Source organism: Aeromonas sp. S8(2024) (genome assembly GCF_041403085.1).
GTDB classification, from domain to species: Bacteria; Pseudomonadota; Gammaproteobacteria; order Enterobacterales; family Aeromonadaceae; genus Aeromonas; species Aeromonas dhakensis.
Genome location: NZ_JBGLRF010000003.1, coordinates 193,452 through 217,675 on the forward strand (window position 1 = coordinate 193,452; position 24,224 = coordinate 217,675).

A 24,224-nucleotide genomic window follows, 5' to 3' on the forward strand; every position below is an offset into this window, starting at 1 on the left:
TCCCCCATTTCATCCCCCCGTCTGCCTGCCCTGCGTCCTGCAGGCACAAACGTTGGCCCACTTTGCTACTGATGTCTTCATCAAAAAATGCAGCCTGATCAGGATCATAAAAACAAAATGATAATGATTATCAATCGTTGATCTGATTGGACCTCTCTGCAATAATCCGCGGCCTTCAGGCTTAAATAATAATTATTCTCAAAATGAAAACACTACTTCACTACTGGCCCATGCTGCTGTCCGGTACAGCGCTGGCCGCCGGCGATCCCGCAGGGATAGACACCTCCGGCACCACCCCGCCCAAGGCGCGCGAGACCATAATCGTCAAGGGTCAGCGGGTCGAGCAGAAACTGTCCGACATCTCGGGCTCCATCACCGTCATCACCGAAGAGGATCTGGAACGCCAGATAGCCACCGAGCTCACCGACGTGTTCAAGAACGAACCCGGCGTCTCTGTGACCGGCTCGGCGGGTCGGCCGCAAAACATCAGCATCCGCGGCATCGGTGGCAACCGGGTACTGATCGTCAAGGACGGAGTCCGGGTCAGCGACGGCTTCGGTGCCGACGATCTCAACGACAAGGTGGGCCGCTTCAGCTTCGATCTCGATGACGTCAAGCAGATCGAAGTGGCCAAGGGAGCAGGCTCCGCCCTGCACGGCTCGGACGCCATCGGCGGTACCGTGGTCATCACCACCAAGCAGCCGGAAGATTACCTGCAGGGGCAGGATGGCTACCTCAGCAGCAAGGTGCTGCACGACGGCAGCAGCGACAAGCAGAAGCTGAGCGCCACCGGCGCCGCCCGCTGGGGCGAGAGCGCCCACCTGCTGCGCCTCTCCGGCTGGCAGGGGCACGAGACCGCCAACTACGACCAGAGCCGCATCCCGGCGGATCTCGATGGCCTCAGCGCCTCCACCAGCTCCAGCCTGACCCTCAATCAACGGCATCTGCTGCGCCTTGAGTTCGACTACTTCGAGGACAACGCCAAGCGGGATCAGGGGCCGCGCGAAATTCCCCAGCCCGACGGCAAGTGGCAGGTGCGCCAGTATCGCGAGAATGGCAGCCAGCGCTCCCAGGGCGGCAAGCTGAGCTGGGAGGCGCAGGATCTGGGCCACCCGCTGGCCGACCGCTTTACCTGGAACCTGCACGGCAACTACGCCAAGAACACCGCCAACAAGCGCAGCCTGCTGCAAAATGACGAGCTGAGCGGCTACCCCCGCTATCGCAGCGAGCGGGAGCTGGCCACCTTCACCGAACACCTGCTCGGCAGCGAGCTGGATATCCGCCGCGACCTGGTCACCGGCGCCGTCGAACACAAGCTGAGCTACGGCATCGAGCTGGCGCGCACCCGGCACGAGCGACCGGTGGAGAAGCTGATGCTGGAAGCCGGCATTCCCCAACCCACCCAGTCAGCCCCCTTCAGCAGCGCCCGCACCGATCGGGCCGGCATCTGGCTGGGGGACGTGGCGACCCTGGGCCAGTGGCAGTTCACCCCGACCCTGCGCATGGATCAGCAGTGGCTGAGCCCGCAGGATGGCCGGGGCGACAGCAACCACAGCTGGCACCTCTCGCCGAGCCTGGCCACCAGCTATCGCTTCAACGAGCAGTGGCGCAGCTGGCTGAGCTACGCCAACGGTTTCAGTGCCCCCTCCTACGACAAGGTGTACGGCAACATCCCCCACTACTTTGCCCTGCCGCCGTTCGAGATCATCGCCAACCCGGATCTCAAGGAGGAGACCAGCCACAGCTTCGAGTGGGGGGTGAGCGGCGAAGGGGACGAATGGAGCATCAAGCCGGCCCTCTTCTACAACCGCTACTACAACTTCGTCGACTGGCGTCAGGTGGGCTTCCGCCTGCGGGACGGGGTCATGCTGCGTCAATATCGCAACGTCGCCAAGTCCGAGACCTGGGGTGCCGAAGTCGCCGCCAGCTACTGGCTGACCCCGCAATGGGAGCTGGCCACCAAGCTGGGCTGGGTCGACGGCAAGACCAGCCAGGGCGAATCGCCGCGCAACCTCACGCCGCTCGAGGGCAACACCCGCCTCAGCTATCAGGCCAACGACTGGAGCCTGGGGCTGCAGGCCGACTACGCCGCCGCCATGAGCCGGGTGCCCAGCTGTGGCAACAGCCTGACCCAGCAGCAGGGCGAGTGCCTGAAAACCGCAGGCTGGCTCAGCTTCGCCCTGACCGCCGACTGGCAGATCACCGACGCCCTCAAGGCCAACCTCAAGCTCGACAACCTGCTCGACACCCGCTACACCCGCTATCAGGATGTCGCCGGGCTGGAAGCAGGCACGGATGCGGGCCTCTACACCCAGACAGGCCGCTCCCTGAGCGCCAGCCTGCGCTACACCTTCGTGGGGCTCTGATGCACGCACTCCTGATGCTGGCCAGCCTGCTGGCCACTCCGGCAGCTGCCCAGCCCGCCGCCATTGCACCGGCCGGCGCCCCGAGCCAAGCCGTCGCCGCGTCGGCGCCGCTTATTCCTCACCGCCCGCTACCGATGCCGGGGGAGCGGGCCCGGCTCGATCCCTACGGCGGCTGGCGCGATGACAGCCGCCAGGATCCCGCCCTGCTGGCCCTGCTGGGCGAGCAGAATCGCTGGACGGAGCAGCAGCTCGCCGCTCAGCGGCCACTGGAGCAGGCTCTGCAGGCCGAGTGGCAGGCACAAGCACGCGGTGAACCCATGCCGCAAGAGTGGTTGAGCGAGGCGGGCAGCCAGTGGCGGATGGAAGCCAACGGCAGCCTGTGGCAGCGCAGCGGCGAGCAGGCTGAACCCCGTCAACGGCTGGCGGCCCGTCAGCCGGCCAGCGGCTACTACGAGCTCGCCGGCTGGGCCCTGCACCCGAACGGGCGCTGGCTGGCCCTGGCCGAAGATCTGCAAGGCGATCGGGACTACCGCATCACCCTGCTCGACCTGGTCGACGGCAAACCCCTGGCCACCCTGACGCACAGGGCCAGCGATCTGCTCTGGAGCCTGGATGGCAAGACCCTCTACACCATCGCCAACGAACCTCGCACCCTGCGCCCCTGGCAGCTGTGGGCCTGGCAGGATGGCAAGGAGCGGCTAGTACACCAGGAGGCGGACCCTGCCTGGCTGCTGAGCCTCTATCGCACCACGGATCGACGCCACCTGCTGCTGCAGAGCAACAACCACGACAGCGCCGAGCAATATCTGCTGGACGAGGGCAGACCTGCTCTGCTCAAGGCCCGTCAGGCCGGCCTCGAGTACTACCTGGATACCCAGGGGGAGCGGGTGCTGCTCAAAAGCAACCGGGACGGTGCCCTCGGCCTCTATCAGGTGGCCGACCTGAGCCAAGTGGCCAAGGGAGAGTGGCAGCCGCTCTGGTCCGGCGAGCAGAGGAGCCTCGAGAAGTGGCGCCTGTTTGCCGACTACACGGTGCTGCAGTATCGCCACAAAGGGGATGACTGGCTCGACGTGCTGGATGGCCGCGGCCAGCTCAGCCATCGCCTGCTGCTGACCGAGGGGGCCGGCACGGCCTGGATCCAGGGCGCCCACGACCCCGCCAGCGGGCAGCTCCTGATCCGCCGCCAGGGCATGGCCGAGCCGCCGCACCAACGCTGGCTCAATCTGGCCAGCGGCCAGTGGCAAGCCGACGCGCAGGCGCAGCGTCCCTCCCCCTACCAGAGCGAGCGCCGCTGGGTGGTGGGCAAGGATGGCGTCAAGGTGCCGGTCTCCCTGGTGTGGCGCAAGGACATCCACACTCCCAAGGCGCTGCTGCTCTACGGCTATGGCGCCTACGGTACCCCCATGCGCCCCTACTACCAGCCGCAGGTGCTGAGCCTGCTGGATCGCGGCTTCGTCTACGCCATCGCCCACGTGCGCGGCGGCGGCATGCTGGGGGATGAGTGGTATCTGGCGGGACGCGGTCGCCACAAACAGCACAGCGTGGACGACTTCCTGACTGTGGCCGAGGCGCTGGCCCGGGATCCCGCCATCGACCCCGCCCGGCTGTTTGCCATGGGCGGCAGCGCCGGCGGCCTGCTGGTGGCGGCGGCCCTCAACCAGGCACCGACCCGCTTCGCCGGGGCCGTGCTGCAGGTGCCCTTCGTCGATCTCATCGGCACCATGAGCGATCCCGAACTGCCGCTCACCCTCCAGGAGTACGCCGAGTGGGGCAACCCGGCCATTGCCGCCGATTACGCCGCCATGCGCCGCCTGAGCCCTTACGACAACCTGCATGTGGCCCCCTATCCCCCCGTCTATGTGACGGCCGGGCTGCACGACAGTCAGGTGCCCTACTGGGAGCCGCTCAAGTGGGTGGCCCGCCTGCGGGAACACAGCACGGGGCCGGGTCCCTATCTGCTCAGCACGGCCCTCGACGGCGGCCACCGCATCAGCCCGGCCAACGCGCGCCAGCAGGCGGCCCGCGAGTACGCCTTCCTGCTCACCCTGGGGGGCGTCCGCCGGTGATCCCTTTTCTCATTTTTGTGTTGGAGTAAACCATGAAACCCTCTTCCCTGGCCCTCTGGCTGGCGGCAACCCTGCTCTCCCAGCCACTGCTGGCGGCCGAGCTGCAGTTTGTCGATGAACAACCGCTGACCACCACGCCAAAGCTCTGGCTAGAACAGCGCCTGGGTGTGAGCCTGGCCCCCGACTACGAGCGGGCCAGTCTGCTCGGCCATCACTACAGCTTCCGCCAGCTGGTCAACGGTCTGCCGGTGGCCACCATTCAGGCCGCCGTCAGCGTCGATCAAACAGGCAAGCCCTGGCGCATCTATCACAACAGCCGGCCGCTGGATAGCCGCGAACCCGGCTGCGACGCCGCCGGCAATCTGGATCCCCTGCTGGAACAGCTGCGCGATGGCGGCAGCAAGATCGACACCCTTGGTCCGGTCGAGGCCTGGTACTGGCGCGACGGCGACACCCTGGTGCCGGCCCTGCGCCAGCGGGTACGCGAGCATCAGGCCGGCAACGCCAAGGCCAGCCAGGTGCAGCTCTTCGCCAGCTGTGACGGCAGCCGCGAGCTCGGCCGCTGGATGGATGCGGCCACCACCCGGGCCAGCCGCACCGTCGACGCAGGCGACACCCAGCTGGAGGCTCGGGTATTCGATCCGGATCCCCGCACCCAGCTGCGCGACGCCGGTCTGTTCTGGCACGAAGCCCTGCAACTGGCAGACGCCGCCTATCAGGACAAAGTGCCGTTGCCGGTCACCCTGGCGGGCGGACGCTATCTGCTGAGCGGCCCCCACGCCCGGGTAGTGGATGCCATGGAGCCGGATACCGCCCCCTTCAGCGCCGACAGCCCGCAGGGGTTTCGCCTGACCCGCGATGATCGCGGCTTTGCCGACATCAACGCCTATTACCATCTGGATCTGGCCCAGCGCCACCTCAAGCACCTCGGCTTTGTCGATCTCATTCCGGGGGCGCTCGACATCGACACCGAGGCCGGCTATCAGGACAACTCCCTCTACGATCCTTTCGAACGCCGGCTGGAACTGGGTCGCAGCGGCGTGCCCGATGCCGAGGATCCCATGGTGATCTGGCACGAGTTCGGCCATGCGGTGCAGCATCACATAGTGCCGGATCTGGGGGACGAGGCGGACTGGGGCGCCATCGGCGAAGGCTTCAGCGACTACCTGGCCGCCAGCCACCGCCAGCGCAGCGAAGCCGGTCGCCAGTTCGAGCCCGCCATGGTGTTCAACTGGGATGCCCGCTTCACCGACCGCACCCCGCGTCAGCTGGACGATCTGCGCGCCCGCTACCACCCGGATTACAACTACCCGGCCCACCGCACCATCAACGGCAGCAATGGCGACCAGCTGTGGGGCACCCCGCTGTTCCAGGCGCTGCTGGCCGCGGTCGCCGAGCAGGGCGAAGGGGTGCGGGACGAGTTTGATCGCCTGATCATCGAGTCCCACTTCGGTCTTGGCCCGGCCATCCGCATGCCGCAGCTGGCCCGCATCACTGTGGATACCGCCGCTCGCCTCTACCCGGCGCGCCCCTATGCCAGGCTGCTGGAGCAGGCGTTTCGCCAGCACGGCCTGCTGCAGGCACCGGTCAATGTGGGCCTGGGTGATGGTAGCGTCATCGAGCTGGGGCAGCGCCAGTCGGTACAGCTGACCCTCACCAACCAAGGCAAGGCGCCGGTGACCCTGAACGAGCTGGCCCTCCAGCTGCCAAGCGGGCTGCAGGCCGATCCTTACAGCTGGCAACCGGCGACCCTCGCGGCGGGTGCCAGTATGACCACCACCCTGCGCCTGCTGGCCCAGAGCCCGCTCGCCTGTGGCGACGAGGTGGCGCTGCCGGTAAGCCTCGCCATGAGCGGCACCAGCCCGACCGAGCGCCAGTGGCAACAGTCGCTGACCCTGCCCATCGGCGCCCCCATCGTCAGCCGCGCCAGTGGTCAGCCGCTCACTTTGAGCGATGCCATCAGCGACGAGGTGCGTGGCCTCAGCGAAACCAGCCTGCTGATAGAGAGCAGCGAGGCCAGGGTGAGCGACCGGCTGCAGCTGAACCTGGATCTGCAGCACCCGGCGCTCGATGAGCTGGAGATCTGGCTCAACTCCCCCTCCGGCACCCGCATCCAGATCTGGGACAAGGGCTACAGCCCGCTGCCGCGCCTCAAGGGAGTGTTCCCCACCGAGCTGCTGCCCCTGCAGCCCTTCAGCGCGCTGGAAGGGGAGCCGCTGGCCGGTCGCTGGACGCTGGAAATAGTGGACAGCAAGCCCGGCAATCAGGGCCGCATCAACGGCTGGAGCATCAGCCAGCGGACCGGCGCCCAGTGCAGCAAGCCGGTCACCCCGCCCGATGACGGCATCATCCACTTCCAGGTGGACGACGGTAGCGGTGGCGGTACGACCAACCTGCTCTGGTTGCTGCCGCTGGCCCTCTGGCGCCGCCTGCGCCAGCGCACCTGAATCCACCCCATCCATATATAAGAAGAGGGGGCCAAGGCCCCCTCCCCAAGGACTAGAGATGACACCACATTACTCCCGCCTGGCCTGCCTGCTGGCCCCCCTGCTCACCGCCTGTGGCGGTGGTGGCTCGGACGAGGCGCCGCTGGCGGTTCCCGACTACAGCCTGACCGTGACCCTGCCCGAAGCCGGCACCCTGTGCGTCAACCTCAACCAGAATGCATCTTGTGATGCGGGGGAGCCCAGTGTCAGCGGCGCGGCCGGCACTCACCGGCTGAGCGGCAGCGCCCCGGCCCTGTTGACCAGCACCTTGCTGTTCTTGCCAAGCAACCCGGCCGCCCCCGTGCTGCTGCATCCCGCCGCCCGGCTCGATGATCAGCACCTCACCCCCAGCCCGCTCAGCACCCTGCTGCAATACCGCATCGCCGAGGGGCAGCCCCCCAGGCAAGCCCTCGGCGAGCTGCTCAGTGCGCTGGCGCCGCTGCAACCGGGTCAGGATCTGGCCGCCCTCTCCCGGCTGAGCGACTTCAACCTGGCGCTGAGCCAGCTGCTGCAGGCGGTCGTCGAGACCGATCTACAGGCGCAAGAGGGCTTCTCGACCGCCACCCTGCATATGCTGGTGTGGCCAGCCATCGGCAGCCTACTGCCCGAGCTGGCCAGCCACTTTGCCCTGCATGGCGAGCTGGCCAGCCAGCAGGCAGACGTCCGCGCCCGGCTGTTGCAACAGCACTCCCATCCACTGATCACCGGCAGTGGCGTCACCACCTACACGGACGGGGTTGACTACCTGCTCACCCAAGAACCCGCCGACCACCCGGGGCAGGAGGCCAGCCTCAACAAGGCGCCGCTGCGCTATCGCAAGCTCGACGGCCAAGGGCAGCCGCTGGCCGATGACGCCCCCGCCTGGGAGTGCGTGGAGGATCTCAATACCGGCCTGGTCTGGGAGAAGAAGCTCGATGATCCCGCCAGCCCGCGGGATCTGCACCGCACCTTCGCCTGGGAGCTTGGTGACTATCACCCCACTCAGCAGGAGCTGGACTACGCCTGCCCGGAGGGCGAGGCCATCTGTACCACGGAGCAGTACCGCCAGTGGCTCAACGCCCAGCAGCTGTGCGGCATCACCAGCTGGCGCATGCCCCACTCGCGCGAGCTGATGAGCCTGCAGCACTACGGCTCCCTCTCCCGCCAGGACGACCAGCCGGTGAGCATGGACGTGCGCTACTTCCCCGATGTCGGCACCACCAGCAAGGATTTCAGCGGCTACTACTGGAGCCAGACCCTGACCCCTTCGCGCCGGCTTGAGAGCGCCCCCATCAGCGCCATCGCCCACATCTTCCTTGGCGATGACGCCGGCACCGACTACGCAACCACAGTTCAAAACAGCGATGATGCCAACGGTCTGCAACTGCGACTGGTGGCGGAGGTAACCCGATGAACCGCTTGATGTTGACCCTGCTGCTGACCCTCGGCAGCCCCCTCGCCCTGGCCACCGCCATCTGTGATGACAACATGCCCAGAACCAGCCCTACCGCCCGCTTCATCGACCGCGGCAACGGCACCGTCACGGATCGCTCCACCGGCCTGACCTGGATGCGCTGTCAGCTCGGCCAGACCTGGCGCAACCAGAGCTGCCAAGGCGAGCCGACCCGGCTTTACTGGCAGCAGGCCCTGCTGACCGCCGAGCGGATCCGCACCGAGCCAAGCCATGCCCTCTACAACTTCGGCGGCCACGGCGGCTGGCGCCTGCCCACCATCAAGGAGCTGGCCAGCGTGCTGGAGTCCGCCTGCTACAAGCCGGCGCTCAACGAAACCATCTTCCCCCGCGCCATGGCCGGTGACGGCAAAGAGGTGAACGACGGTTACGTCTACCTCTGGTCCTCCACCACGGTGCCGGCCAGCAAGGGGGTCGCCTATCTGGATATCACCAGCGGCGCCGTCGGCATGCGGGCCCCCGGCGCCTGGGCCAAGCAGGTGCTGCTGGTGCGCTGATGGAGTCGGGTGGCCAGGGGATCCCGATGAACACAGGATCCCGGCTGGCCACCCACGTTTGCAGCCCGGCCTGTCGTTTGGCGGATCTGCACCCTGTCAGAAAATAGCCAGAAGACGTCATTGTGTGCCGGATCTGCATCATTTTACGCAGTTTTTACGTAGCAGATCGCTGGCATGAAACGGGCAGAGCGGTTAGTCTAGCGGCGTTGAACCAACCCCATGAGGTACAGATGAAAACCGTATTGCGTTTTAGCCTGCTGGGCGCCTTGTTGCTGGGCGGCCATGCCTTCGCCGCCGAACCGAAAAAATTTGATATCAGCATGTTCCCGGCTGCCGAAGTGAACCAGGAACGTGTGGTGATCCGCCTGCCGGAAGTCGAGAACGAAGCCGACATGATGGTCGAGCTGCAGGTCGGCAAGAAAATGATGGTCGATTGCAATGTGCCGCGCTTTGCCGGCAACCTGGAACAGCACAGCGTCAAAGGCTGGGGCTACAACTACCTGATGCTCGGCAAGGTGTCCGATCCCATCAGCACCCTGATGGCCTGCCCGGATGGCCAGAAGAAAGAGACCTTCGTCCAGATCTACGGCCAGGGCTTCTTCGTGAACTACAACTCCAAGCTGCCGTTCGTGCTCTACGTACCGCAGGAGTATGAAGTGCGCTACCGTCTGTGGCGTGCCGATACCCTGGCTCAGCCAGCCATGATCGAGTGAGTCTCTACCGAGACCAAACCTCCCGCTTTGGTTCATGAATGACATCAAATAGAGCGCCGAATGGCGCTTTATTTGTAACAAATTGTGCTGTTTCCCACCCCGCCAACCTTTACAGAACCTGACATAACTCCGCTTTTTTTCTCACTTTTTTGCCCTTTTCAGCCGACCCGGGCCCATGGATCCGCGGCAAATCACTTTCGATGAAAGAGATTTATCAATATAGTGAAAAAATTGATTTTGCACTCTGCGACGGCCTGATGATACTTGCCCGCAAAGGTCAAACTAACCAGAAAAAGAGCACTATGAGCTTCGAATCAGACAAGCGTTTCAACGACTTCAAACATTTTCCCCGTGGCCTGCGTCGCAGTGGCGAATTCACTGTGGCCGAAGCGGACAGTCTGGAAAAATACGGTACCGCCATGCTCGCGCTCTATCAGGGCAACCTGGCCGCGCGCGATGACGTGGAAAGCGCCTTCATCGAGCAGGTCAAGTCCGGCGCCGCTGGCAACAACCCCCACGCCAAGGTGTGGTTCAAGTATCTGAAGGTGATCGGTCCCAAGCGCGTGCACCGTCTGTGCACCGTCGCCGGCGGTGCCAACGAGGAAGCGAGTGGCGGCGGTTTTGAAGGTGGCAGCGGTAGCGACGAGTCCATCGATTAATGGATACCGAACTGCTTCGGACCTTTATCGAGGTCAGCAAGACCCGGCACTTCGGCCGGGCTGCTGAAAATCTCTACCTGACCCAGTCGGCGGTGAGCTTTCGGATCCGCCAGCTCGAACAGCAACTCGGGGTCAGTCTGTTTGCCCGCCATCGTAACAACATCCGCCTGACCGCCTCCGGTGAGCGTCTGCTGCCCTACGCAGACGCCATCTTGCATACCCTGGGCCGCGCCAAGCAGGATGTGGCCCTCTCCCCCGGTTTCAGCCAGCAGCTCGCCATCGGTGCCCCCGCCGTGTTCTGGGAGCTCGACTTCAATGACTGGCTCAACCATGTCTATGCCCTGGCCCCCGGTCTGGCGGTGCGGCTCGAGACCGCCTCCCGCGAGCACCTGTGCCGCCAGCTGCTGGAGCGCTCCCTCGATCTCGCCCTGCTCTCGGAGCCGACCAAGATCGACGAGATTGCCCTGCACCCCATCGGCGAGCTGGTGTTCGAGCTGGTGAGCCGGGATGGCACGGCCAACGCCGATAGCCTGATGCAGATGCCGCACATTCATCTGGATTGGGGCACCAGCTTTGAGCCACAGCCCAGCCGGCTGCAGAGCCTGCAAAAGACCCCGGTGCTGCACTCGAGCTCCGCCAACATGGCGCTGCAGTTCGTGCTGGCCAACGGCGGTGCGGCCTACCTGCCAAGGCGCATGGTAAGCCCCTTCCTGGAGCAGGGGCGCCTGCACCTGGTGGAAGGCGCCCAGGCCTTGAGCCGTCCGCTCTACCTTGCCTATCTGGAAAAGTCCGATCGGCGGGAGCTGATCGATCAGCTGCTGACCCTGCCGCTGGGCTGGGATGGCGCCGATCTGCGCTTGCCGTAGCCGGAATAGAGGCGGCGCAGCGCGCGCTGGCATGCAAAAGCAAAAGGGGCCTGTCGGCCCCTTTTGCTTTTGGTCATCGTCAGCCGTGGTGGCGACGATCGTTGGCCTGGGCCAGCAGGGTGCGGCTCTCGCGCAGGAACTCGTCCGCCCGCTCGCCAAAGAAGCCCGAAACCTGGCTGAAGGCCTCGATGAAGCCCTCCCTGTCTCCCCGCTCCAGCAGCCCCAGCGCCTCGCCGAAGTTCTGGTAGTAGCGGCGGATCATCGCCAGATTCTGCGGCGACGACAGTATGATGTCGGCGTAGAGGTGGGGATCCTGGGCGAACAGCCGTCCCACCATGGCCAGCTCCAGCCGGTAGATGGGGGAGCTTAAGGCAAGCAGGCGGTCGAGGTTGGCCTGCTCGCGGGAGAGGTGCCAGCCGTATGCAAAGGTGGCAAAGTGGCGCAGCGCCTGGATAAAGGTCATCGCCTCGTCGTGGGCCCTGGCCTCCACCTGCTGCAAACGCGCGCCCCAGATGGTCATCTGCTCCAGCAGCCACTGACTGGCAGCGGGCTCGCGCCCCTGACAGCAGACGATCACCTGCTTGGCGAGGCTCGCCACGTCCGGCCCGAACATGGGATGCAGCCCCAGCACCGGCCCCTTGTGCACCGCCAGCATATGCTCGAGCGGCGCCGCCTTCACGCTGGTCACATCCACCAGCAGACAGTTCTCAGGCAGGTTGCCGAGCCGGTCGATCACCTGGCAGGTGACGTCGATGGGCACCGCCACCATCACCAGTCCGGCGCCCTGCAGGATCTCGTCGGCGCGCGGCCAGTCGGCCTGACCCAGGGTCTCGACCCGGTAGCCCGAGAGGCTGAACAGGTTGCCGAACAGGCGGCCAAGCTGCCCCTCGCCACCGATGATCACCACCTTGCCGAGCTCAGGCTTCATGCACTTGAAGTGGTGCTCCTTGTCGCTGGCGGACTCCAGAATATAGGACTCGCGCATCACCCGGCGCAGCACGTCTTCGATGAGATCACCCGGCACTCCCAGAGCCTCGGCCTCGGCGCGGCGGCGGGCCAGCATGCTCGCCTCCCGATCCGGTGCGTAGATGGGCAGGCCGTGCCGGCTCTTCACTTCCCCCACTTCCCCCACCAGGGCGAGACGGGCGGCCAGCAGATCAATCAGCTGCTTGTCCACCGCATCGATTTTGTCCCTGAGGGCATTCAACTCTTCAGCCATATCCGGTCCCTGCGGCGCCGCCCGCAGCGACGCCCTGTGATTCAAGAGGCAACGAGGTGCCACCGCCTCGGCCGGTGACACCTCGATTGTTCAATTCAGTGCTGACAAGATACCACGGCTTATGCCTTGGTTCTGGCCAAAAGTGGTGCCGCCAGCTGGCTGTGGCAACGGGCCAGCAGCGCGTCCGTGGTCTCCCAGTCGATGCAGGCATCGGTGATGGAGACGCCGTAGCGCATCTCGCACTTGGGCTGCTCGCTGGACTGATTGCCTTCGAACAGGTTGGATTCGAGCATCACCCCTATGATGGAGCGGTTGCCCTCCTCAATCTGATGGATCACGTTGTCGGCCACCTTGGGCTGCAGGCGGTGATCCTTGCTGGAGTTACCGTGGCTGCAATCCACCACCAGGCCGGGCAGCAGGCCCGCCTTCTCCAGAGCCTCTTCCGCCAGCGACACATTGACCGAATCGTAGTTCGGGTGCTTGCCGCCGCGCAGGATCACGTGACCATCCGGGTTGCCCTGGGTCTGCAGCAGCGCGACCTGGCCCTGCTGGTTGATCCCCATGAAGGCGTGGGGGCTGGAGGCGGCCTGCAGTGCATTGATGGCGGTGCCCAGGTTGCCGTCGGTGCCGTTCTTGAAGCCGACCGGCATGGAGAGGCCGGACGCCATCTCCCTGTGAGTCTGGGATTCGGTGGTGCGGGCACCGATGGCCGACCAGGAGAAGAGCTCCGCCAGGTATTGCGGGCTGATGGGGTCGAGCGCCTCGGTGGCCAGCGGCAACTCCAGCTCGGCCAGCCAGCAGAGCAGCTCGCGGGCCCGGTGCAGCCCCAGCTCCACGTCGAAGGTGCCATCCAGGTTCGGGTCGTTGATGAAGCCCTTCCAGCCGACCGTGGTGCGTGGCTTCTCAAAGTAGACCCGCATGACAATGTAGAGAGTGTCCTGATAGGCGTCATGCAGCGCTTTGAGTCTGGTTGCGTACTCTTTGGCGGCGTCCATGTCGTGGATGGAGCAGGGACCACAGATCACCAGCAGACGGTGATCACGACGGTGGATGATGTCGGCGATGGTATTACGGGCCCCTTGCACGAATGCCAGCGCGCGATCGGAGATGGGCAGTTTCTCCTTGAGCTGAGCAGGCGTGATCATCACTTGTTCGGACTGGATATGGATGTTGTTGAGGGGGTCTCTTTGCATTTTCTCATTCTCTCTACTGTTTCAAGCCAACTGCGCCGACCGTTCACTTTTGTTTACACGAGTCAGCACTTTGTTACGCAACCGCCCCCACCTTACCAATTAAAAACAAACAATCAAGTGAAACTAGCGGACTTATTCGCTGATAGATGGATAAATGACCACAAAAGAGACCCTTTCGGCCAGAAAGTAGTGCTCACCACACACTCAAAACACCAAAATCGTAAACATAAAATTACACCCTTACTTATTTCCCTTGCCAGCAGACATAAAAAAGCGGGGCACCTGGCCCCGCTTGCATTCCCGTGTTGCTCTTCTTTTATTATTTGCCGTGAGTCTTGATCACCTCGACCGCCTTGTCGGGGAAGTCGCTGAACACGCCATCCACATCGGCCTGATAGAGGAAGATGTTCAGCAGATCGGTGAAGTCTTTCGCATAGGCCGGGATCTGGCCCTCATCCTGACGGAAGGTATAGGGATGCACCTTGAGACCGGCCGCATGGGCCTCTTTCACCATGCCGGTGAAGGTCGGCTTGCCCAGGGTACCCGGCTCCGGCACTATCATCGGCTTCCAGGGGCCGATCCCCTCGGCGTAAGCGGCGATCTCCTTCATGGCGCCCGGCTTGAACATCCAGTCATAGTTGTAGGGGGTCGCCTTGCCCTTGGCATCGTAGACCATGGTCTCGTTCCAGTCGGTCTCGGCCATCAGCTGCACCAGCTTGAGATCCATCCCCATGGCAGGCATCAGCTCGCTGTTGATGCGCTTGAGCTCGTTGGTATCGAAACACTGCAGATAGACCTTGTCGTTCTTGCTGGTGTAGCCGTACTCCTTCAGCACCTTGAGCACCGCCTTGGAGATGTCCTTGCCTTCGTGGCGGAACAGCCAGGGGGCTTTTATCTCCGGGTAGATGCCGATGTTCTTGCCGGTGCTCTTGTTGAGCCCCTGGATCATCTCGATCTCTTCCTGGAAGGTGTGGATCTTGAAGCTGGACTTCCACAGCGGGAAGCGGGCCGGATAGACGGGCACCTGCTTGCCGTCCACCAGCTGGAACGGCTCGGTCATGCGCAGGGAGCGCACCTCGTCCAGGGTGAAATCCACCACATAGTAGCGACCATCCGGGCGAGCCCGGCCGGGGAAGCGCTCGGCCACGTCCGTGATGCCATCGAGGAAGTGATCGTGCATCACCACCAGCTGGTCATCCTTGGTCATCACCAGATCCTGCTCCAGATAGTCGGCCCCCATGCCGTAGGCCAATGCCTTGGACTCCAGGGTGTGCTCGGGCAGGTAGCCGGAGGCGCCCCGGTGAGCGATCACGATTTTGCCTTCATCGGCGGCCAGCGCGGGCAATGCCAGGGCAGCACCCAGACCAAGGGCAATCAGGGAGCGAGTATGTTTTTTCATGCGCGGTGCTCTTTGTTATTGTTTATGGGATGTAGGTTATTGTTATAAAAGAGGTTTATTGCAGTTTTACGGCGGGCTGCCGAGGCCGCCCGCAGGGGTTCAGCTCGCTTTTGGCAGGGCGTGGTGGTGTTCGCTCAGCCAGGCAGCCAGTTGCTGCTGCTCGGCGTCGGAGAGGCGCAGCCCCAGCTTGCTGCGGCGCCACAGAATGTCTTCCAGGCTGCAGGCCCACTCCCGCTCGATAAGGTAGCGCACCTCGGCTTCGTACAGACCGGCACCAAAGTGCTGACCACGGGGCTCCTTGAGCCAGAGGCGGGCATGGGCGCCATAGGCCTCGGCAATGCGCAGGGCGTTGCGATCATCGAGCCAGTCGAACTCCAGCGCAAAGGCGCGCGCCAGTTCGCGCACCGAGCAGTCGAACTCGCCACCGGGCAAGCGGCTGCTGGCGGTCCAGTCATCCCCCATCTGGCTGAACCAGGGCTTGAGCTTGTTGCAGGCTGCCTGGGCCAGCTTGCGGTAGGTGGTGAGCTTGCCGCCGAACACCGACAAGAGTGGTGCGCCATCAGATTCGCCAGACAGTTCGAGGGTGTAGTCGCGGGTCACCGCCTGCGGTGAATCGGACTCGTCGTCGCACAGCGGGCGCACCCCGGCGTAGGTCCAGATCACGTCTTTGGGGGCGATCTGGCGGGTAAAGTGGGCGTTGACCACCTTGCACAGGTAGTTGATCTCGGCGTCGCTGATCTTGGCTTCGCGCGGGCTGCCCTTGTGCTCCACGTCAGTGGTGCCAATCAGCGAGTAGTCCTGCTGATAAGGGATGACGAAGACGATACGGTTGTCCTCGTTTTGCAGAATGTAGGCCTCTTCGCGCTCATGGATGCGCGGCACTATCATGTGGCTGCCCTTGATGAGGCGAATGCCGCGCGGGGATTTCTCGTGCAGGCTCTCGTCATAGAAGGTCTTGACCCAGGGGCCGGCCGCATTGACCAGACCGCGGCAGGTGACGTTGAACTGCTCACCCCCCTCCCGCTCCAGAGTCAGGGTCCAGTGTTTGGAGCCGCGCACCGCCTTGACGCAGCGGGTGCGGGTCTGCACGTCGGCGCCCTTGTCGCGCGCCATCATGGCGTTGAGCACCACCAGGCGGGCGTCGTCGACCCAGGCGTCCGAGTACTCGAACCCCTTGCTGATGCCGGCGGTGAGACCGTCCTGCGGCAGGAAGCGCACGCCGCAGCTGCCTTTGAGCTTGTCGCGCTTGGCCAGGTTGTCATAGAGGAAGAGGCCGGCGCGGATCATCCAGGCCGGACGCAGGTGCGGGCGATGGGGCAGGCGAAAACGCATGGGGCGAGCGATGTGAGGGGCCATGCCGAGCAGCACTTCCCGCTCCGCCAGCGCCTCTTTCACCAGCCGGAATTCGTAGTGTTCGAGATAGCGCAGGCCGCCGTGGATCAGCTTGCTGGAGTTGGAAGAGGTGGCAGAGGCGAGATCCTGCGCTTCAAACAGCGCAACCTTCAGCCCACGCCCCGCCGCATCGGCCGCGATGCCGACGCCGTTGATGCCGCCGCCGACGACGACCAGATCATAATGTTCGCTCATGTTCACCTACTTTCTTATTTTGATCTTGCGAAACCGTCGCAATGTTTGATTTCGCTCATATTAGAGCATGAAAAAATGATAAACGAACATTTTATGGAGAAAATGTGATCGCGATTGTTTTGGCAATGCTAAAAATGCTGCCGGTCGGTGATAAAGCGGCAGGGCATGGGGAAAACGGGGGCAAGGCTGTGAGCGAGTTCGCGCTTTTTGGGGTGATCAGCGCGGCATCGGCAGTGGGATGAAGGCGAGCAGAAAGGCGGAAAGCTGAAAACGAAGCGGCCGCCCGATGGCGGCCTGATGCTGGAGCGGATTAACGGCGACTCAGCAGATGTGACACTCGATCTGATGCTGGGACATCAGCCGCATCAGCTTCTCCGGCGGCTCCTGATCGGTGAACAGGGCGTGGATCTGGCTGAGGTTGCCGAGGTTGACCATGGCGTTGCGGCCGAACTTGGTGTGGTCGGCGGCCAGGAACACCTGGCGGGAGTGGGCGATGATGGCCTGGGCGATCTTCACCTCATGGTAGTCAAAATCGAGCAGTGAGCCGTCGCTGTCGATGCCAGAGATGCCGATGACGCCGTAGTCCATCCGAAACTGGCCGATGAAGTCGCGGGTCGCCTCCCCCACGATGCCGCCGTCCCGGTTGCGAATTTCGCCGCCGGCGATGATGACGGTGAAGTCATCCTTGGCGGTGAGGATGCTGGCCACGTTGAGGTTGTTGGTGACCACGCGCAGCTCGCGGTGATCGAGCAGGGCGCGGGCGATGGCTTCGGTGGTGGTGCCGATGTCGATGAACAGCGACGAGCCGTCGGGGATGTTGGCGGCCACTTCCCGGGCGATGCGCTCTTTCTCCTTGAGCTGCATCACCTTGCGGGCGCTGTAGGCGGTGTTGACGGTACTCGAATGCAGGGAGGCCCCGCCATGGTGGCGCCGGATCTTGTTCTGCTCGGCAAGATCGTTGAGATCCCGGCGAATGGTCTGGGGGCTGACGTCAAAATGGGTCACCAGATCCTCGGTCGAGACAAAGCCCTGCCGCGTCAGGACGTCCAGGATCTCCAGATGTCGTTGGGTTTGCTTCACGCTTGAACTCCGATGATGAGACGAAAAAAGGCCCCGGCAGATGCGGGGCCTTGGGCAGTTTACCTGATCCCTTTTCCAATCGATAAGGGCAGGATCACGTTTTATGCCTTATGAACAGCAGCCTTGGCGGCAATCGACTCGTTCTCGTGCTTGAGGGTCATCGCCAGCAGCACGATGGAGAGCAAGCAGGAGGCAGTCAGCACCATGAAGCCGCCGTCCCAGCCGAAGTGGTCAACGGTGTAACCCAGCATGGCGTTGGCCGCAACCGCGCCACCCAGGTAACCGAACAGACCGGTGAAGCCCGCCGCGGTACCGGCCGCCTTCTTCGGCGCCAGCTCCAGGGCATAGAGGCCGATCAGCATGACGGGGCCGTAGATGAGGAAGCCGATGGCGACCAGGGCCATCATGTCGATGGTCGGGTTGCCGGCCGGGTTGAACCAGTAAACCAGCACGGAAATGGTCACCAGCACCATGAACAGGATACCGGCCGGGGCGCGGCGGCCCTGGAACATCTTGTCGGAGATCCAGCCGCACAGCAGGGTGCCCGGAATACCGGCCCACTCATAGAGGAAGTACGCCCAGGAGGACTTGTCGACGCTGAAGTCCTTGGCCTCTTTCAGGTAGGTGGGCGCCCAGTCCAGCACACCGTAGCGAATGAGGTAGACGAAGGCGTTGGCGATCGCGATGTACCACAGCAGCTTGTTGTGCAACACGTACTTCATGAAGATTTCCTTGGCGGAAAACTCCTGCTCGTGGCTCTCGTTGTAATCCTTCGGATAGTCGTTCTTGAACTCTTCGATGGGCGGCAGGCCCACGGATTGCGGGGTATCGCGCATCACGAAGAAGGCGATCACCGCGATGGCGGCAGCAGCGGCGGCCGGCACGTAGAAGGCACTGCGCCAGTCATTGAACCAGCCCATCCCCAGAATGAACAGCGGGCCTATCATGCCGCCACCCACGTTGTGGGCCACGTTCCAGACCGAGACGATTTCGCCCCGCTCTTTTTGCGACCACCAGTGCACCATGGTGCGACCGCAGGGCGGCCAGCCCATGCCCTGTGCCCAGCCGTTCAGGAACAGCAGCACGAACATGATGGCGATGCTGGAGGTGGCCCAGTGCATGGTCCCCATCATGAACATGATACCGGCCGACAGCAGCAGACCGGCGGAGAGGAAGTAACGGGCGTTGGAGCGGTCCGACACGTTCCCCATCAGGAACTTGGAGAGACCGTAGGCGATGGAGACGCCGGACAGGGCCAGGCCCAGATCACCGCGGGAGAAGCCCTGCTCGATGAGATAAGGCATCGCCAGACTGAAGTTTTTCCGTACCAGGTAGTAACCGGCATAACCGAAGAAGATCCCGAAGAACACCTGCCAACGCATGCGTTTGTAGAAGGGGTCGACCTTGTCGGCCGGGAGCCTGTCTATGTGTGGTGCAGGCCTGAAGAGACTAAGCATGTTCTGCTTCCTTATTGTTGTTGTGGGCGGTTGAGGGTGCCCTGTCCATGCTGACCAATCAGAGGAGTCCCGATTCGAAAGCGAGCCTATTGTGCTCATATGTGAACATTTAATCTGTGATGTAGTCGGAAATATTGCAGTTTTATTACAAAAGAAAGTGTCAGATGAGTAATCACTCATCAGCCGCAATCCCTTGTGTAGCAAGGCTTATGGCTACCCACTAAGTGGTATAACCACGGTATCAACTTGCTTTCCGTCACATTTTCTTAGCAATGAGTGGGATCTTGTCCACATTTCCTGCGGGGAGGGAGTGGTGAATGGTCGATTTCGGTTTATTTTCTCTCTCGTCCGAGAACGAGCGCAAACGAGCATAACGTTTGCGTCAGCTCAAAAAACAAGAAGAAACGTTTTCGGGCGCAACAATGGGAATGAAAAACAACAAAACGGAACATCAAACCTACTCTGGGTGGATATAAGGAATAACGGTATGAGCATACAAAGACCCAATACCCTGCTTGGCGAGTGCATCGCCGAGTTTATCGGAACCGGCCTGCTGATCTTCTTCGGCGTCGGTTGCGTGGCCGCACTGGTGCTGGCCGGTGCCAACTTCGGGCAATGGGAAATCTCCATTACCTGGGGTCTGGGCGTCGCCATCGCCATCTATGTGACCGGCGGCATCTCAGGTGCCCACCTCAACCCTGCGGTCACCCTGGCCTTGATGACCTTCTGCGGTTTCGACAAGCGCAAGGTAGTGCCCTACATCATCGCCCAGGTGGCTGGCGCCTTCTGCTTCGCGGCGCTGGTCTACTTCCTCTATGGTAACCTTTTCAGCCAGTGGGAAGTGACCCACAACGTGGTGCGCGGCAGCGTCGAGAGCCTCGGCACCGCCGGCATCTTCTCTACCTACCCGAATGCCCTGCTCTCCAACATGCAGGCCTTCACCGTCGAGCTGGTGATCACCGCCGTGCTGATGCTGGGCATCATGGCACTGGGTGACAACAACAACGGCGCCCCCAAAGGCTTCGCCGCCGCCCTGCTGATCGGTATCCTGATCGCGGTGATCGGCGCCTCCCTTGGCCCGTTAACCGGTTTTGCCATGAACCCGGCTCGTGACTTTGGCCCCAAACTGTTCGCCTTCCTGGCCGGCTGGGGTGACGTTGCCCTGACCGGTGGTCGTGACAACCCCTACTTCTGGGTCCCCATCCTTGGCCCCATCGTCGGCGCCCAGATTGGTACCGCCCTCTATGTGAAAGTGTTGGCTCCCTGTGTGCCGGGCAACCGTGTTGCCGCCACCGAGCAAGCTGCCCAAACCGCCAAAGAAGAGGCCGCCGCCTAAGAGCGGCCCTCCCCAACGTGTAAAAACGTGGAAAATAAAAACGTGGAGAACATCATGTCTGCTGAAAAGAAATATGTCGTCGCTCTGGACCAGGGTACTACCTCTTCCCGTGCCATCGTGTTTGACCAGGACGCCAACATCGTCGGTACCTCCCAGCGCGAATTCACCCAGCACTACCCGAAAGCGGGCTGGGTGGAGCACGACCCGATGGAGATCTGGGCGACCCAGTCCTCCGTCTTCACCGAAGTGCTGGCCAAGACTGGCCTGCGCAGCGAAGAGATCGCCGCCATCGGCATCACCAACCAGCGTGAAACCACCGTCGTCTGGGAAAAGGCCACCGGCAAACCCATCTACAACGCCATCGTCTGGCAGTGCCGCCGTACCGCGGCCATCTGTGAAGAGCTCAAAGCCCGCGGCCTCGAAGAGTACGTGCGCGAAAACACCGGTCTGGTGCTGGACGCCTACTTCTCCGGCACCAAGGTGAAGTGGATCCTCGACAACGTCGAAGGTGCCCGCGAGAAGGCGATGAACGGCGAGCTGCTGTTCGGCACCATCGACACCTGGCTGGTGTGGAAGATGACCAACGGTGAAGTACACGTCACCGACCCGACCAACGCCTCCCGTACCATGCTCTACAACATCCGCGACCTGAAGTGGGATCAGCGCATGCTGGACGAGCTGGGCATCCCTGCCTCCATGCTGCCGGAAGTGAAACCCTCTTCCGAGGTGTATGGCTACACCACCCGTGGCGGCGGCTCCCGCATCCCCATCGCCGGTATCGCCGGTGACCAGCAGTCTGCCCTGTTCGGCCAGCTCTGCTTTGAGAAAGGGATGGCCAAGAACACCTACGGCACCGGCTGCTTCATGCTGATGAACACAGGCACCGAGCCGGTTCGCTCCAGCAACGGCCTGCTGACCACGGTCGCCATCGGCCCGAAAGGGGAAGTGAACTACGCGCTGGAAGGTGCGGTGTTTATGGGTGGCGCCACCATCCAGTGGCTGCGTGATGAGCTCAAGATCATTCACGATGCCCGCGATACCGACTACTTCGCCTCCAAGGTGGGCGACACCAACGGCGTCTACCTGGTACCGGCCTTCGTTGGCCTGGGCGCCCCCTACTGGGATCCGTATGCTCGCGGCACCATGGTCGGCCTGACCCGCGGCGCCAACCGCAACCACATCATCCGTGCCGCGCTGGAATCCATCGCCTATCAGAGCCGCGATGTGCTGGATGCGATGCAGCAGGACTCCGGTATCAAGCTGGCCGCCCTCAAGGTGGACGGTGGCGCGGTTGCCAACGACTTCCTGATGCAATTCCAGGCCGACATGATGCACACCCCGGTAGTGCGTCCGACCCGGATCGAGACCACCGCCATGGGCGCCGCCTTCCTGGCCGGCCTCGCCGTCGGCTTCTGGAAGAGCTCGGAAGAGCTGGAAGACAAGTTCAGCGTGGACCGTGAGTTCATCCCGCAGATGGACCGCGACGATCGCGCCAAACGCTACAACGGCTGGAAGAAGGCGGTCGAGCGTTCACGCCGCTGGGCCGAAGAGGAGTGATCGGGCAACCGATATCCTTGAAATAAAAATTGAAGGGGCCGACAGCAATGTCGGCCTCTTGTTTTATGGCCTGCCGGCCCCCTGCCAACCACCCCTGCCTTGATGACGATTTCATGTCAGCCATTCTCAATTGAGTTATCTATCTATAATCATCTCTTGGGTCGCATATGCGACCTTATTTAATACAGGAGAGCGTTATGGAGCGGGCGATACACCTTGTTAGATTGCAATCACTCTGGTCGGGGCTCGGGATCCGCAGCCGGATCCTGCTCGGAGTAGCCATCCTGATGATCATTGCCATCAGCTGCATCACCCTGATCCTGGAGCAGATCTCCCACGACCAGGCACAGCAGCGGGTGGAGCGCTATGAGCTGCCAAGCAGCGTGGAGCGCATCGCCAACCAGCTGACCGCCGAGCTGACCCAGCACCTGACCGAGGCCGAGGCACTGGCCGGCAACAGCTTTGTCATCGACTGGCTGAGCCAGGAGATGCCCGCCGAGCAGTGGCCGGTCATGGAGCGCTATTTTCTGGCACTGCAGCAACGCATCGGGGGCAATGTGTTTATCGCGCCGCGCCAGAGCGCCACCCTGCTCAACTTCAGCAACGGCACCACGGCCCAGAAGAAACTGAGCGCATCGGATCCCAAAGACGAGTGGTTTTACGGCTTTCTGAAACGGGGCAAGCCCTACGAGCTGAACCTCGACATCTCCGACTTTGACAAGCGTGCCTCCCTCTATATCAATACCGCCGTCACGGCAGGGGGCAAGACTCTGGCGGTGGCCGGCACCTCCATCGACATGAGCGCACTGCGCAAACTCATCAGCAGCTACCGGATAGGCAAGAGCGGGCAGGTCTATCTGGCCGATATGGAGGGGCATATCGAAATCCACCCCGAAGAGGAGCTCAAGGGGGCTGCTCACCATCAGAGCGCCTTCCTCGATACCGTCAGGGCGCTGATCCCGGCAGCCAGAGAACAGATCGCGGTCCAGGCGCTGACGCTTGGGAAAGAGACCTATCTGATCGCCGTGCGCTACATTCCGGCACTCAATCGCCTGCTGATAGGCGAGATCAATGCAGCCGAACTGGAGGAGGGACGCAGCGAATCCCGCCGGCTTATCATCATGGTGTCGCTGGCTATCGGCGGGCTCGCCATGCTGGCCTCCGCCTGGCTCGCCCACTCCATCAGCCGCCCCATTCGCCAGGCCGCCGACGGCATGCACCACATCACCGCCGATCGGGATCTGGCGACCCGCCTGGACTTCTCGGATCAGTCGGAGCTGGGCCAGATGGCGCAGAGCTTCAACCGCTTGATCCAGAGCCTGAACCAAAGCTTCTCCCGCTTCCAGCAGTCAGGCAGTGCCCTCTCGGCCCAGTCCTCCCAATCCCTGCATCAGGCGCAGGCCCTGGCAGGAGAGGCCTGCCAGCAGGCCCAGAGCATCCAGGAGCTGAGCAGCGTGGTCGCCCTCATCGGCGACAATGCCGAGCAGATTGCCGGTCGCTCGGAGGGGGTCAACGAGGTGACCCACCGCATCGCCGATCACATGCTCGCCATCGAGCGGGACGTCAGTCAAAGCGCCCAGCAGCTCGACACCCTGCGCAGCAGCATCGGCAGCTCCTCCGCCCTGCTCGAAGAGGTGGTCAAGGACAGCAACAACATCACCCAGATCATGAACCTCATCCGTGACGTCTCGAACCAGACCAACCTGCTGGCGCTCAATGCCGCCATCGAGGCGGCGCGGGCGGGCGAGATGGGGCGCGGCTTTGCCGTGGTGGCCGACGAGGTGCGCCAGCTGGCGGTGCGCACCCAGACCGCCACCAAGGATGTGCAGGATCTCATCCTGCGCTTGCAGGAGGGTACCCGCCAGGCCAGCGGCTCCATGGCTGACTCCCGCACCCTGAGTGAAGAGAGCCATGACCGCATGCATCAGGCCAGGGCGGTGTTGATGGATGCCAGCCGCCAGATCAAGCAGACCGCCCTCGAGATAAACGAGATCAGTGCGCTGGCCCAGGCGCAGGATCAACAGATGGGACAAGCCAGAGCGGCGCTGGACGAGCTGGCCATGGTGGCCGAGCATCAGCGCGAACATGCAGAGGAGAGCAATGCCGCCAGTCGTGAGCTGTTCGAACTGGCCAAGGCGATAGACGAGCAGATCCGCCAATACCGGATCGGCTGAGCCGCCGTCGGTCAGACAAGACGCCACCCTGGGGTGGCGTTTTCATTTTGCGAACGATTTTGCATCACTCCCGAAACGGGAATGGCACGCACATACACAACTGATTGATAAGTAACACG

General features: G+C 63.0%; 18 protein-coding genes. 12 read left to right on the plus strand and 6 right to left on the minus strand.

Going from position 1 to position 24,224, the window contains the following annotated elements:
• The first annotated feature begins 203 nt into the window (after positions 1–203).
• The 8 genes from ACB031_RS09740 to hdfR all read left to right on the plus strand — a co-directional run bounded on the left by ACB031_RS09740 (position 204) and on the right by hdfR (position 11,103).
• Entirely contained in the window at positions 204–2,366 is a 2,163-nt protein-coding gene (locus ACB031_RS09740; RefSeq protein WP_371139453.1) for a TonB-dependent hemoglobin/transferrin/lactoferrin family receptor, read from the plus strand.
• On the plus strand, positions 2,366–4,432 hold the full coding sequence (locus ACB031_RS09745; protein ID WP_371139454.1) for a prolyl oligopeptidase family serine peptidase: 2,067 nt from the start codon (positions 2,366–2,368) through the stop codon (positions 4,430–4,432). Before ACB031_RS09740 ends, ACB031_RS09745 begins: the two co-directional genes overlap by 1 nt.
• Positions 4,433–4,464: 32 nt before the next feature.
• A complete protein-coding gene (locus ACB031_RS09750) occupies positions 4,465–6,879 on the plus strand; it encodes a proprotein convertase P-domain-containing protein (protein ID WP_371139455.1) in 2,415 nt (804 codons plus the stop codon).
• A gap of 58 nt (positions 6,880–6,937) precedes the next feature.
• Positions 6,938–8,311, plus strand: coding sequence for a DUF1566 domain-containing protein (locus ACB031_RS09755; RefSeq protein WP_371139456.1), 1,374 nt, complete (start codon positions 6,938–6,940; stop codon positions 8,309–8,311).
• Positions 8,308–8,865, plus strand: a complete 558-nt coding sequence (locus tag ACB031_RS09760) for a DUF1566 domain-containing protein (protein WP_371139457.1) — start codon at positions 8,308–8,310, stop codon at positions 8,863–8,865. The genes ACB031_RS09755 and ACB031_RS09760 overlap by 4 nt, the downstream gene beginning before the upstream one ends.
• Positions 8,866–9,095: 230 nt before the next feature.
• A complete protein-coding gene (gene eco, locus ACB031_RS09765; RefSeq protein WP_005299572.1) occupies positions 9,096–9,578 on the plus strand; it encodes a serine protease inhibitor ecotin in 483 nt (160 codons plus the stop codon).
• Positions 9,579–9,880: 302 nt separating this feature from the next.
• Positions 9,881–10,237, plus strand: a complete 357-nt coding sequence (locus ACB031_RS09770; protein WP_010634377.1) for a DUF413 domain-containing protein — start codon at positions 9,881–9,883, stop codon at positions 10,235–10,237.
• Positions 10,237–11,103, plus strand: a complete 867-nt coding sequence (gene hdfR, locus ACB031_RS09775; RefSeq protein WP_371139458.1) for an HTH-type transcriptional regulator HdfR — start codon at positions 10,237–10,239, stop codon at positions 11,101–11,103. The genes ACB031_RS09770 and hdfR overlap by 1 nt, the downstream gene beginning before the upstream one ends.
• Positions 11,104–11,182: 79 nt before the next feature.
• Here hdfR and tyrA read toward each other — a convergent pair whose 3' ends face one another.
• From tyrA to glpD, 4 genes are all read right to left on the minus strand, one after another.
• Positions 11,183–12,322: a bifunctional chorismate mutase/prephenate dehydrogenase gene (gene tyrA / locus ACB031_RS09780; RefSeq protein WP_042008083.1), complete on the minus strand. Its 1,140-nt coding sequence runs from the start codon at positions 12,320–12,322 to the stop codon at positions 11,183–11,185.
• 119 nt (positions 12,323–12,441) lie between these two features.
• Positions 12,442–13,515, minus strand: a complete 1,074-nt coding sequence (locus tag ACB031_RS09785; RefSeq protein ID WP_017779394.1) for a 3-deoxy-7-phosphoheptulonate synthase — start codon at positions 13,513–13,515, stop codon at positions 12,442–12,444.
• Positions 13,516–13,834: 319 nt separating this feature from the next.
• On the minus strand, positions 13,835–14,914 hold the full coding sequence (gene glpQ, locus ACB031_RS09790) for a glycerophosphodiester phosphodiesterase (protein WP_019840494.1): 1,080 nt from the start codon (positions 14,912–14,914) through the stop codon (positions 13,835–13,837).
• A gap of 99 nt (positions 14,915–15,013) precedes the next feature.
• Positions 15,014–16,501 (minus strand): glycerol-3-phosphate dehydrogenase, encoded by a 1,488-nt coding sequence (glpD, locus tag ACB031_RS09795; protein WP_371139459.1) that lies wholly within the window; start codon positions 16,499–16,501, stop codon positions 15,014–15,016.
• A 104-nt stretch (positions 16,502–16,605) separates the two neighbouring features.
• Here glpD and ACB031_RS09800 point away from each other — a divergent pair, with 104 nt between their 5' ends.
• A complete protein-coding gene (locus ACB031_RS09800; protein ID WP_162852035.1) occupies positions 16,606–16,743 on the plus strand; it encodes a hypothetical protein in 138 nt (45 codons plus the stop codon).
• Between the two features lie 79 nt (positions 16,744–16,822).
• Here the strand turns inward: ACB031_RS09800 and ACB031_RS09805 are convergent, their stop codons facing one another.
• The gene (locus tag ACB031_RS09805; protein WP_005299558.1) at positions 16,823–17,581 is read right to left on the minus strand and encodes a DeoR/GlpR family transcriptional regulator; all 759 of its coding nucleotides are present in this window, start codon (positions 17,579–17,581) and stop codon (positions 16,823–16,825) included.
• Positions 17,582–17,682: 101 nt separating this feature from the next.
• Positions 17,683–19,038, minus strand: coding sequence for a glycerol-3-phosphate transporter (gene glpT / locus ACB031_RS09810; protein ID WP_005299556.1), 1,356 nt, complete (start codon positions 19,036–19,038; stop codon positions 17,683–17,685).
• A gap of 487 nt (positions 19,039–19,525) precedes the next feature.
• On the opposite strand from glpT, the gene ACB031_RS09815 reads away from it, so the two are divergent.
• The 3 genes from ACB031_RS09815 to ACB031_RS09825 all read left to right on the plus strand — a co-directional run bounded on the left by ACB031_RS09815 (position 19,526) and on the right by ACB031_RS09825 (position 24,105).
• Complete coding sequence (locus ACB031_RS09815; protein WP_005299554.1) at positions 19,526–20,374, plus strand: MIP/aquaporin family protein; 849 nt, start codon at positions 19,526–19,528, stop codon at positions 20,372–20,374.
• Positions 20,375–20,428: 54 nt separating this feature from the next.
• Positions 20,429–21,931: a glycerol kinase GlpK gene (glpK, locus tag ACB031_RS09820; protein WP_005299552.1), complete on the plus strand. Its 1,503-nt coding sequence runs from the start codon at positions 20,429–20,431 to the stop codon at positions 21,929–21,931.
• Between the two features lie 197 nt (positions 21,932–22,128).
• Positions 22,129–24,105, plus strand: a complete 1,977-nt coding sequence (locus ACB031_RS09825) for a methyl-accepting chemotaxis protein (protein ID WP_371139460.1) — start codon at positions 22,129–22,131, stop codon at positions 24,103–24,105.
• The last annotated feature ends 119 nt before the right edge of the window (positions 24,106–24,224 follow it).